The 11,938-nt window shown below is 43.7% G+C and carries 11 protein-coding genes and 1 tRNA gene; 5 read left to right on the top strand and 7 right to left on the bottom strand.

The annotated features are described in order from the left end of the window. Nucleotides 1-217 precede the first annotated feature (217 nt). From RIG68_RS19585 to RIG68_RS19570, 4 genes are read right to left on the bottom strand one after another with little or no spacing between them, the layout of a single operon-like run. Nucleotides 218-1,492: an adenylosuccinate synthase gene (locus RIG68_RS19585; RefSeq protein ID WP_152000633.1), complete on the bottom strand. Its 1,275-nt coding sequence runs from the start codon at nt 1,490-1,492 to the stop codon at nt 218-220. Between the two features lie 4 nt (nt 1,493-1,496). Then, complete coding sequence (locus tag RIG68_RS19580; protein WP_350070843.1) at nt 1,497-1,841, bottom strand: STAS domain-containing protein; 345 nt, start codon at nt 1,839-1,841, stop codon at nt 1,497-1,499. 53 nt (nt 1,842-1,894) lie between these two features. Next, entirely contained in the window at nt 1,895-2,380 is a 486-nt protein-coding gene (locus RIG68_RS19575) for a Fur family transcriptional regulator (RefSeq protein ID WP_152000635.1), read from the bottom strand. A 33-nt stretch (nt 2,381-2,413) separates the two neighbouring features. Continuing rightward, nucleotides 2,414-4,639 carry a RelA/SpoT family protein gene (locus tag RIG68_RS19570; protein WP_152000636.1) on the bottom strand — a complete coding sequence of 742 codons (2,226 nt, stop codon included), beginning with the start codon at nt 4,637-4,639 and terminating at the stop codon, nt 2,414-2,416. 95 nt (nt 4,640-4,734) lie between these two features. On the opposite strand from RIG68_RS19570, the gene RIG68_RS19565 reads away from it, so the two are divergent. The 4 genes from RIG68_RS19565 (at nt 4,735) to clpX (ending at nt 8,251) form a co-directional block, all read left to right on the top strand. Next, nucleotides 4,735-4,816, top strand: a tRNA-Leu gene (locus tag RIG68_RS19565). A 76-nt stretch (nt 4,817-4,892) separates the two neighbouring features. Continuing rightward, a complete protein-coding gene (gene tig, locus RIG68_RS19560; protein WP_350126088.1) occupies nt 4,893-6,227 on the top strand; it encodes a trigger factor in 1,335 nt (444 codons plus the stop codon). 85 nt (nt 6,228-6,312) lie between these two features. Beyond that, a complete protein-coding gene (locus RIG68_RS19555) occupies nt 6,313-6,999 on the top strand; it encodes a ClpP family protease (protein WP_317488187.1) in 687 nt (228 codons plus the stop codon). Between the two features lie 19 nt (nt 7,000-7,018). After that, nucleotides 7,019-8,251: an ATP-dependent Clp protease ATP-binding subunit ClpX gene (gene clpX / locus RIG68_RS19550; RefSeq protein ID WP_152000686.1), complete on the top strand. Its 1,233-nt coding sequence runs from the start codon at nt 7,019-7,021 to the stop codon at nt 8,249-8,251. On the opposite strand, the gene lpxB is transcribed toward clpX, so the two are convergent. After that, on the bottom strand, nt 8,248-9,366 hold the full coding sequence (gene lpxB / locus RIG68_RS19545; protein ID WP_350126085.1) for a lipid-A-disaccharide synthase: 1,119 nt from the start codon (nt 9,364-9,366) through the stop codon (nt 8,248-8,250). The two genes, clpX and lpxB, sit on opposite strands and share 4 nt — an antisense overlap. Nucleotides 9,367-9,417: 51 nt before the next feature. After that, nucleotides 9,418-9,837, bottom strand: coding sequence for a 6-pyruvoyl trahydropterin synthase family protein (locus RIG68_RS19540; protein WP_350126082.1), 420 nt, complete (start codon nt 9,835-9,837; stop codon nt 9,418-9,420). Nucleotides 9,838-9,951: 114 nt separating this feature from the next. On the opposite strand from RIG68_RS19540, the gene rfaD reads away from it, so the two are divergent. Next, nucleotides 9,952-10,917 carry an ADP-glyceromanno-heptose 6-epimerase gene (rfaD, locus tag RIG68_RS19535; protein WP_350126079.1) on the top strand — a complete coding sequence of 322 codons (966 nt, stop codon included), beginning with the start codon at nt 9,952-9,954 and terminating at the stop codon, nt 10,915-10,917. On the opposite strand, the gene RIG68_RS19530 is transcribed toward rfaD, so the two are convergent. Beyond that, nucleotides 10,914-11,915 (bottom strand): sulfotransferase family protein, encoded by a 1,002-nt coding sequence (locus RIG68_RS19530; RefSeq protein WP_350126076.1) that lies wholly within the window; start codon nt 11,913-11,915, stop codon nt 10,914-10,916. The two genes, rfaD and RIG68_RS19530, sit on opposite strands and share 4 nt — an antisense overlap. Nucleotides 11,916-11,938: the final 23 nt, after the last annotated feature.

Below are 11,938 nucleotides of genomic sequence, written 5' to 3'. Positions count from 1 at the left end.
CTCAACTCAACCTGCCGTCTCGCTGACACCACTTTCTTTGGCTATCCCTCTGAAAGCGGATGCAAAGGTAATCACTTATTCTCCCTAAATCCAAAAATTATTTTATAAATATTTTTTGAAGGAATAGAACAGTAGGTCAGTTGGAATTCCTTCTTCGTTTAGAAGGGATGCAAAGGTACTACTCTTATGTTATACTTTGCAACCCTATTCTAAAAAATTACTTAAAATCTTTGAGGACTGTTTCACTTCTATCTGGTCCTGTGGAGATTAGGTTAATTGGAACATTGACTTCTTTTTCAATAAAGGAGATATACTGATGTACTTCCTTAGGAAAAGCGTCGTAAGTTTTTATTTTGTTGATAGGGACATTCCACCCGGAGAAATCAGAAAAGACAGGGCTATAGTTGCCATTTATCAGGTCGTGAGGCAATTCGTCCGTCGGTTTGCCATCAACTGAATAGCTAGTACATATCTTGAGCGGATTAAAATCCGTAAGCACGTCTCCCTTCATCATGAAAAGGGATGTGACTTTATTGATCATGATAGCATACTTCAGTGCTGGCAGGTCGAGCCAGCCACAACGCCTGGGCCGACCTGTGGTAGCGCCAAACTCATGACCAACTTGCCTAAGCCTTTCGCCAGTTTCCTCAAGAAGCTCAGTTGGAAACGGCCCGCTTCCCACTCTTGTGCAGTAGGCTTTAAAGATGCCGTAGACCTCACCAATGTTGCCCGGTGCTATTCCGAGACCGGTGCAGGCCCCGGCAGCCGTCGTATTTGAGCTGGTGACAAAGGGGTAGCTTCCAAAGTCTATGTCGAGCAATGAACCCTGAGCGCCTTCAGCCAGTATTTTAGCTCCGGAGTTTATATGCTTATTAATCACGTACTCACTATCGATAAGCTGGCAGTCCTTTAGAAAGTCAACCGCTTTGAAGAAAGCTTCCTCCTTTTCGGAGAAATCGTGGACGTAGTTGTAAAAGTCGAGTATTTTGAGATGCTGCTCTTTAAGTGCATTATACTTTGCTTTAAAATCGGGTGACAGGATATCGCCCACCCTGAGTCCGAGCCTTGCCACTTTATCCTGATAGGTTGGGCCAATCCCCTTTAGCGTAGAGCCAATTTTCTTCTCTCCTTTTGAACTTTCGTAGGCAGCATCAAGCTGGCTGTGGCTTGGGAGAATAAGAGAAGCCTTTTTTGAAATAAAGAGCCGTCCATTGATGTCGACATTATATTTCGACAAAGCCTCTACTTCTTTCTTGAATATTATCGGATCAAGCACCACGCCATTGCCTATGATATTGATTATAGAGCTATGGAAGATTCCAGATGGAATTTGATGAAGTACGTGCTTTATACCGTCGAATTCCAAAGTATGGCCTGCGTTTGGTCCGCCTTGAAATCTGGCGATTACATCGTATTTGGGCGCCAAAACGTCCACAATCTTTCCCTTACCTTCGTCTCCCCACTGAAGGCCCAAAAGTACATCTACCGCCATTTGTTTAAGATTTTTTAAGTTTTTCCACTGCCTCCCCTTTGCTGTCTACTATAGAAAAGATAGCATTGAGCTTTGTGATCACCAGCAGCTTTTTGACATGATCAGAAGGATTAACGAGCACTACTTCTCCACCCTTGTTTCTGAATTTTGTAAGTATTGTTATCAAAACGCCTATGCCGCTACTGTTGATATACCTGACATCTTCTATATAAAGCGCACAAAGGGTGACTTGTTTATCGATAGCATCTTTTACTATCTCTACCAACTCGGCTCCGTTGTTTTCGCCGATTAAGTCGCCTTCAAAATGAAGATGAAGTATTTTGTCGCTTATGTTATGTGTGTATTTCATTCAGGCGCAATTATATAAGGAGAAAGCTCAGTTTAAAAATTAGAAAGTAAATTTTATGCTTTTTCTGTTTTTGCCAGTTCTTCTCTGTTACCGCAAGAGGCATTCGTACAGTTGCCATAGAGGATAAGGGAATGATGCATGACATCGAAGTGCAACAAATCGCCAACGGTATTCTGAATATTCTGGATTCGTGGGTCGCAAAACTCCATTACTTTATGGCATTCTGTGCAAATCAAATGATCGTGTTGTTTATAGCCATATGATTTTTCGTACTGCGCCATGTTCTGGCCAAACTGATGTTTTGAGACCAAGTCGCATTCAACAAGTAAGTCAAGCGAATTGTATACAGTGGCCCTGCTCACTCTGTAGTTTTTGTTCTTCATACTTATGTACAAAGATTCAACATCAAAGTGACCACCCCTGGAATAGATCTCTTCCAGAATAGCAAAACGTTCGGGAGTCTTCCGTAGCTCCTTCTTTTCGAGGTAAGCTGTAAATATCTTTTTTACCTCTGAGAATATTTTTTCGTTGAGTACCATACTTTCAAAGTCACAAATATAATAAAAGCTGGCTTAGTCAAGCTGCTCTAAGTCATCGTATCTGGAGACGCTGTAAACATCACTAATTTCCTCGAGTTTCCGAATCAGTGTGTCAAGATGTTTGGTGTCCTGGATATATAACTTAATTCCGCCCTGAAAAATCCCATTGTCGGTGTCGATAGTTATCGACCGCATGTTCACTTTGAGTTCATCCGATATCACTTTAGTGATGTCGTTGATCATTCCCATTCTGTCGGTGCCGGTAATTTTCAGCCCTGTAAGGAAAGCTATTGCCTGCTGGGACGCCCATTTTGCCTTCACCACCCGGTAACCATGGTTGGACAAAAGCTCAGGTGCATTTGGGCAAGAGGTACGGTGGATTTTGATGCCTTCGTTGACTGTTACGAAGCCAAAAACCTCATCGCCTGGGATGGGATTGCAGCATTTGGAGAATTTGTAGTCAATCACATCCATGTCCTCACCGATCAGTAGCAAGTCGTGATCTTTGCCCTTTACTTCAGTGATCTGCTTTTCAAAGGCACGGGCATCCTGAATTTTATGGCCATTCCTTTGAATATTCCCTTCCTTGAAGTCCTTGAATTTCTTTATGTCCTTTGAGTCGATCTTGCCTTTACCTACTTCAAAGAAAAACTCAAGTGGTGTTTTTGTACCAAAATATGCCACCAACTGATCCAGGATTTCGCTGGAAAGCGTCAACTTCATTTGCTTCAACTTTCGAAGCACTATTTCCTTGCCTTCGGCTGCTGCTGCTTTCCTTTCTTCTTTCAGAAGATCCTTGATCTTTGATTTCGCCTTTGAGCTTACAACAAGCCGAAGCCATCCTTCGTTGGGCTTTTGCTTGCTGGAGGTAAGTATCTCGACCTGGTCTCCATTCTTCAATACATGATTGAGCGGAACCAGCTTTTGATTCACCTTTGCCCCGATGCAACGTGCGCCAATTTGGGTGTGTATATCAAAGGCAAAGTCTAATGCCGTGGCTCCATGTGGCAATGTCCTCAAATCGCCCTTCGGCGTGAAGGCGAAAACTTCTTCCTGAAAGAGGTTAGATCTGAAATCATCTACAAACTCAATCGCCGAAGAATCATTTTGCTCCAGCATATCCCTCACCCGGGTGATCCACTGTTCTAGTCCAGATTCTTGTGGATTTGATTTATTCTCTTTGTACTTCCAATGGGCTGCATATCCTTTTTCCGCAATGTCGTCCATCCTGCGAGACCTGATTTGTACCTCCACCCAGTTGCCGTGGTGAGACATTACAGTAGTATGCAAAGACTCATAACCATTTGCTTTCGATGTGGAAATCCAATCACGAAGCCTATCGGGGTTGGGCTGATAGTAGTCGGTAACAATAGAGTACACTTGCCAGCAGGCAGCCTTTTCGTTTTCGTATTCAGTATCGATAATTATCCGGATGGCAAACAGGTCATACACTTCCTCGAAGGGAATGTTCTGTTTGCGCATTTTATTATAAATAGAGTATATTGATTTGGGACGCCCTTTGATTTCCACTGTCAAACCAGATTTTTCAATGGCCGACTGTATTGGCCTCACAAAAGACCTGATGTATTTGTTTCTGGATGCCCTGGTTTGACTTATACTATTAGCAATAGATTTATAAGTATCGGGCTCGGTAAATTTGAGATTTAAGTCTTCGAGCTCAGATTTGATTGTGTACAATCCCAATCGGTGAGCCAGCGGGGCATACAGATAAATTGTCTCAGAAGCGATTTTCAGTTGTTTATTACGAGGCATGCTGCCAAGCGTTCGCATGTTGTGCAGCCTGTCGGCCAGCTTCACGAGAATCACTCTCACATCTTCGGAAAGGGTGAGTAGCATCTTTCGGAAGTTTTCGGCTTGCTGAGAGCTACCGTATTCGAATACACCGGATATTTTAGTGAGCCCGTCAATGATCTTGGCAATCTTCGGCCCAAACTCTCTTTCAATATCCGCAATACTGGTGTCGGTATCCTCAACTACGTCGTGCAGCAAGGCTGCCACAATGGACGTGGTGCCCAGACCAATTTCTTCCACACAAATCTGCGCCACCGAAAGGGGATGAAAAATATACGGCTCACCGCTCTTCCGCCTCATTTCCCTATGGGCTTCCATGGAGGTATTAAATGCCTTCTTGATTAGCTTGGCATCTCCGTCTTTCAGAAGTGGCTTCGCCAGTCGCAGCAAACGCCTATACCTCTGAATTATTTCCCGCTTCTCTTCCTCAATATCTACCGCCTGCATGTTACTTTATTAACGAATACCTATTTAAACAATTTTTTGTTACTACACGTTGACAAAACAAATTATTTCTCTACATTTGCATTCCGTTTTCAAAAGCGGGTGTGGCGAAATTGGTAGACGCACTAGACTTAGGATCTAGCGCCGCAAGGCATGGGGGTTCGAGTCCCTCCACCCGCACTAAAAAACAAACCCTCCTACGCAATTGCTGAGAGGGTTTTTTTATATTGGATTGACTCAACAAAATTCTACAACATTGGATATTCAACTCGACAAGATTACTAAGACAGAAGCCCTTATTAAAATTAAGGTTTCAGAAACTGATTATCAACCCAAAGTTGAAGAAAAAATAAGGGAGTATAGCCGCAAAGCCTCTATCAAAGGCTTCCGCCCAGGAAAGGTGCCTCAAGGCATGATTCGCAAAATGTATGGCAAGTCGATTCTTGTGGATGAAGTGAACCATATGCTTTCTCACAAAGTGTCAGATTATATCAAGGACAACAAGTTGGAGATCATTGGCGAGCCTCTTCCTAATGTTGAAAAGGCACAGGACATTGATTGGGATGTGCAGAAGGATTTTGAATTTGAATACAACGTTGGTTTGGTTGATGAATTCTCAATTGACCTCTCCAAAAAGGTTAGCGTGACGGCATACTCGATCAAAGTCGATAAGAAGCTAATTGCGGAAACAGTAGAAAACCTGAAAAATCAGTTTGGTGAGACCACTGATCAGGAAACTGCAACGGAAGGAGACAATCTTTTCGGGGTTCTAAAGGCTGAGGATGACGCTAAAGAGGAAAGCATTGTGCTCTATGCCGACAAACTTTCGCCAAAAGAGGCGAAAAAACTAGTTGGCCTAGCTAAAGGGGCTATTGTTGAGGTGGATCTCAAAAAGCTTTTCAAAGAAGAATCAGATTTGGCAATCGCCCTGGGCATTACCAAAGATGAGGCTAAGAAACTGAAGGGTAAATATACTTTTGAAGTAAAAAACATTAGCCGGGTGGCTAAAGCAGAGGTCAATCAGGAATTGTTTGACAAGACCTTCGGTAAAGACGCCGTGAAGTCAAACGAAGAGTTTGAACAAAAAATAAAAGAAACCATTTCTGAAAACTACCAGCAAGAAACGGACATGTTCCTTGACAGGTCAATCAGAAATGAGCTGATCAAAAACACGAAGCTTGAGCTTCCTGATAGCTTTTTGAAAAACTGGCTGTTGAGAACGAATGAAGGGCAATTGACTCCAGAAGATATTGAGAAAGAGTTTGATGCCTACACCAAAGAGTTGAAATGGTCTCTTATAAGAAACAAAATCAGTAAGGATCAGGATTTGAAAATAGAGCACGAGGACGTGATGGAGGAGGCCAGAAAGCTGATCAGAAGGCAGCTGGCTGGCAGCGGCATGGGATCTCAGTTTGAATCGAGCATCGATATGTTTGTTAACAACTACCTTCAGGGGGAGAATGGCGACAATTACATGAAAGTTCACAATCAGGTTCAAACGCTGAAAGTAATGGAGTACATAAAGTCACAAGTGACCATTAAGTCGAAGGATGTCAGCCTTGACGATTTCCGTGATCTGCCTATGAACTAAGAACCAACTTTTTGGGTTAAATTGAAGTCCTTTCACAGAAGGGCTTTTTTTTTATTTTTGTATCAACCCATTAACAATACGTCAAATGTATAAAGAGCTTTCAAAAGAAGAGTTTAGGAAATACGCAGTGAAAGGCCAGGGGATTTCAGGCTCTGTTTTCGATCAATATGCAAGCAGAGTAGAGAACATGACCCGGTCGGTTATCGAAGAAAGGCCAACAAGATTTGCAGAAATAGATGTTTTCTCCCGCCTGATCATGGACAGGATCATTTTCCTGGGCATGCAGGTAGAAGAAAATATCGGTAATATTATCACGGCCCAGCTATTGTTTCTGGAGTCTGTAGATGCAAAGAAAGACATTCTGCTATATGTGAACAGCCCTGGTGGGTCGGTTTATGCGGGCTTGGGCATATATGACACTATGCAGTATGTAACCCCAGATGTGGCAACTATTTGCACGGGCATGGCTGCTTCAATGGGTGCAGTGCTATTGGCAGGTGGCGCAAAGAACAAGCGTTCTGCATTGCCTCATGCAAGAATCATGATACACCAGCCGAGCGGTGGCATGCAAGGCCAGGCCAGGGACATGGAGATTACCCTGAGACAAATGCAGGAGTTGCGGAAGGATTTGTACACCATTCTTTCGAACCACACTGGCAAACCATACGAACAAGTGGAGAAGGATTCAGACAGGGATAATTGGATGAGACCTACCGAAGCGAAGGAATATGGTTTAATTGACGAAGTTTTACAGAGAAAATCATCTAAATAAAGTACTTTTGGAAGATAAGATGGCCCAAGTAACTTGCTCATTTTGTGGGAGAAACAAAAAGGATGTTGACCTGATGATCTCAGGGATACATGCTCATATCTGCGATAAATGTATTTCGCAAGCTCAGCAAATTTTGCAAGAAGAAACAAAAACAAGGACGAGCACTGCGAAGCCGAAGTTCAACCTCATCAAGCCTATTGAGATCAAAAATCACCTTGATGAGTTTGTTGTGGGCCAGGATGAAGCCAAAAAGGTTATTTCCGTGGCAGTGTACAATCACTACAAACGATTGACGCAGGAGAAAACGGATGATGATATCGTTATAGAAAAGTCCAATATCATAATGGTGGGAGAAACAGGGACAGGTAAAACCTACCTGGCCCGTTCTCTAGCCAAAATTCTTCAAGTACCCTTTTGCATCGCTGACGCTACGGTGTTGACTGAAGCCGGCTATGTGGGAGAAGACGTTGAAAGCATACTGACAAGATTACTGCAAGCTGCCAACTATGATGTGGAAGCGGCAGAAAGAGGGATCGTTTACATAGATGAGATTGACAAAATCGCCAGAAAATCGGACAACCCATCTATTACCCGTGACGTGAGCGGAGAGGGTGTTCAGCAAGCGCTTTTAAAATTGCTTGAGGGAACTCAAGTGAATGTGCCACCTCAGGGGGGCAGAAAACATCCCGACCAAAAAATGATCACAGTGAACACAGAAAACATTCTGTTCATTTGTGGCGGTGCTTTTGATGGCATTCACAGGATGATTTCCTCGAGGATGACAACAAGACCGGTTGGTTTTGCTGCTGGCGCTGACAAGGAAGATGACGTGTTTATTGACAAGGATAACCTTCTGCAATACATCACGGCGCAGGATTTGAAGTCCTACGGTTTGATCCCGGAGCTTATCGGTCGTATGCCGGTACTCACCTACCTCGATCCTTTAAATAAGGAAACGCTTAAAAAAATACTTACTTCTCCCAAGAACGCACTGACCAAGCAATATAAGAAGCTGTTTGCAATGGAAGGTGTAGAGCTTGAGTTTGACGACGAAGTGTTGAACTTTATCGTCGACAAAGCCGTGGCGTTTAAGCTTGGTGCCAGAGGATTAAGATCTATCTGCGAGGTAATTGTTAACGATGCGATGTTTGAAATTCCCTCATCGAAGGATATCGACAAGCTGGTTATCAGCAAGGATTACGCTGAAGAGAAAATGAACAAATCGAAGTTCAAAAGACTAAAGGCCGCTTAGGCCTTTTTTTGTTTCAGGAAGGATACCATTTCCCTGGCCGCTTGTTCGGGAGCGTTCTGATCTCCTATCGTTGAATCTACTAAATCGTAGCCTTGCAGCATCTTGTTTCTATATCCATTACTATCGGAGACGATGGCATTGATCTCTTTTAGCACATTCTGGGGCGACATTTCGTCCTGGATAAGCTCCTTCACCACCTCCTTGTTTGCTATCAGGTTGACCAAAGAAATGAAAGGCACCTTGATAAGCCTTTTGGCCAGGGCGTAGGAAATGCCACTGGTTCGATAAATAACAACTTGCGGTGCTTTTAACAAGGCCGCTTCGAGGGTGGCAGTGCCAGAGGTAACAATGGCTGCCTCGGCTAGCTTCAGGATTTCATAAGTCTTGTTGTAAACCAGCTCTACGTTTCCCCCACTCTGTTTCAGCGCTTCGTATGCGCTAGCTGGAAGGTTGTCAACTGCTGCCACCAGAAAATAAAATTCTGGCTTCAACGGCACTATCTCCCTCAACATTTCAACCACATTGGCTACCTCCTGCGCCCGACTTCCCGGCAGCACTGCTATCACTTTTTTGCCCGCCCTGGCACTTAAAAACTGCTCATCGAAATCATATGACCTAATGGCCTCCTTCAGAGGATTGCCCACATAGGAGACTTCAAACTCATACCTATTAAAAAACTCCACTTCGAAAGGAAGGATACAAAAAAGCCTATCGATGAGCCGTTTCAACTTATACGCCCGCTTTTGGTTCCATGCCCATACCTTTGGCGAGATGTAGTAGAAATTGGTGAAACCTTTTGCCTTAGTGAAAGCAGCAATTCTCAGGTTGAAACCCGGGTAGTCGATAAAAATCACCGCATCCGGACTGAACTCCAAAATGCTGTCTTTGCACTCTTTTTGAAGTTTTGCCAAGGTTCTGAGGTTTTTGACCACCTCCCAAAAACCCATGATCGCCAACTCCCGATAATGCTTGAGAACGGTGCCTCCCGCCTTTTCCATGTAGTCGCCTCCCCACCCCACAATTTCCGCCTTGGGATCGGCTTGTTTTAAGTAGCTGATAAGAAAAGACCCGTGCAAATCACCAGACCTCTCTCCTGCAATCAAAAAATACTTCATTCCGTCCGGGTTTGGGTGGTTTGTAAAGATATAGCCGGGAAATGGCTGACGCTATTCCCCAAAATATTCTACATAGTTGCGGGGTGTCTCATATAACTTGATGGCGTGCAGCGTGGCATTTGGCGCAATTTCTTTGACTCCCGGAAAGAGAATTTTCCAGAATTCAAATACAATGTTTTCGCAGCTCGCCATCTTTCCTTTCAAGAAATCGACATCCAGGTTTAGGTTCTTGTGATCGACTTTTTCAATCACCCTTGTGCGAATAAGCGTACTTAACTTCTTAAGATCAATCACAAAGCCTGTTTCCGGATCGGGCATTCCTTTGACTGTTATGATCAAATCAAAGTTATGCCCATGCCAGTTTTCGTTAGCACAGGGGCCAAAAACTGCTTCGTTTTTCTCCTTTGACCACGCCGGATTGTATAGCTTATGAGCTGCGTTAAAATGTTCCTTCCTGCTTACGTAAATCATTCCCCAACAAATTTTCGCAAATATAAGAAGAATGTGTGCGTGTTATGCAGGCTTTCAGTCTTTAGGCTTTATTGGCCTGCTATTTAGCCCTATATTTGGGCAAAATAACTTTAAATGATCGTAGTAACTGGTGCTGCCGGCTTTATTGGAAGCTGCCTTATTTCAAGCCTGAACAAGAAGGGTTTTCGGGCCATTGTAGCTGTTGATGACTTTTCCAACGAAGAGAAGAACAAAAACCTCGAAGAGAAGCAACTCATAGAGAGGGTGGACAGAGATGACTTCTTCAGCTGGATTGAGAATAATCAAAAGCAGATAGAATTCATCTTTCATCTGGGAGCACGCACAGACACTACTGAGTTTGATAGAGAGCTTCTTTGGAAGCTGAATACCAACTATTCGAAAAAGGTGTTTGAGTTGTGCACGCTCTATCAAATTCCGCTGGTGTATGCGTCGTCAGCCGCTACCTACGGCCTGGGGGAAATTGGCTACGACGACGATGAATCAAGGCTCTCCGAGCTCAAGCCGTTGAACCCTTATGGTGAGTCGAAGAATGAATTTGATATTTGGGTATTGCAGCAGGAGCAGAAACCGTTCTTTTGGGCCGGCCTCAAGTTTTTCAACGTGTACGGCCCCAATGAATATCACAAGGGCAGAATGGCTTCTGTGATTCTTCATGCCCACCATCAAATAGAAAAAACAGGCAAAATGAAACTTTTCCAGTCGCATAACCCAGCCTACAAAGACGGTGAGCAAATGCGTGACTTTGTGTATGTGATGGATGTGTGCAGCATTTGCCAGTTTCTGATGCATCATAGGAAAGACAGTGGCATTTACAACCTTGGTTCAGGCCATGCGAGAACATTTAAGGATTTAGTGCTGGCAGTGTTCAACGCACTGGGAAAAACTCCTGAGATTGAGTTCGTTCCCACGCCTGAAGACATCAGGGACAAATACCAGTACTTTACCGAGGCTAATATGACTAAGATAAGGTCGATCGGGTATGATCAGCCATTTACCGAACTGGAGAGTGGGATTGAAGATTATGTTAAGCTTTACTTAACAAATAAAGCCTATTTTTAAATAGCCTTTCGTTGCAACAAATGAGAGTGAAATTCATCTTGTCCTCTTCTGAGGTTAAGGTCATGCAACGGAGTTCTCGTTTTCGCCTCTGATTTCAGAACAGCCTCTTTCTGAGCCATTCTTTCCAAATCTTGTTCTGAAAATGACAAGGTATGTTCCGGCCAATAGTAAACGGGATAGCCCAAAGAATGCAGTGCTGCTCCGGCTACTGACTCGTATATATTTTGATCCGTCTGACTCATCTCCTCGACATATTTGAGCTTATTGTCCGGTATTATAGGCCGTACGACATTCTTCCACATCTCTCCTGCATCGGCGGTAACTCTTGATTCTGCCGAAGAAGGAAATTCAAAAAGGTCTTCAGGCATTTCCAATCCAATAGCCGCAAAGAGACGTTCAAGCTCGCCAGCAGGGTTCTGAATTAGTTGCTCATAACTTAGAGCGAACACTTTTGGGCCAAGCCTTTGTTGCAGTTTAATGGAAGCTGTTTGATCGTAATTCCATTGTGCCGCACAGTAGTAGGCCGACTTTGGGCCAACAATGGCCTTAGAAAAAGACAAGGCAACGTCTCGCCCATCCCGATATAGAAAAATGTAGTGGTCAAATATTTTCTCATCTTCAAAATCGTCGGCAAACTCATAGTTTGTCATGCTCTTGCATACCCAAACGTTCTTCCCATTTAATCTTGCTTCCCAATCATAAATGGCCTTAAAAGCTTGAAAAATTGTCGGTGAAGTGCACTTGTCGATGATTTGACTTGACGACGGGCTGAAACCCCGCCAAGCCACTGGATTTAACTCTACCCAGGTGATCATATCCTCAACAAGTTCAGCGAAATTATCAGTAGACTGTAGATTTCCATACCTCGACAACAAAGGGTAAAATGTTTTCAACAGATGAGGCGGGTGGGGAGCGCAAACGTTCTGGTGCTGGTTCAACATTACCCTGAGCAAATTGGAACCTGATCGCTGCGTTCCTATTATTTGTATTCTCTTCATCCTTGTCGACTACTGATCTTCTA

This window comes from Imperialibacter sp., assembly GCF_040222385.1.
Taxonomy (GTDB): Bacteria; Bacteroidota; Bacteroidia; order Cytophagales; family Cyclobacteriaceae; genus Imperialibacter.
The sequence above is the reverse complement of the archived record's forward strand: the minus strand, read 5'-3'. Positions and strand labels throughout refer to the sequence as shown.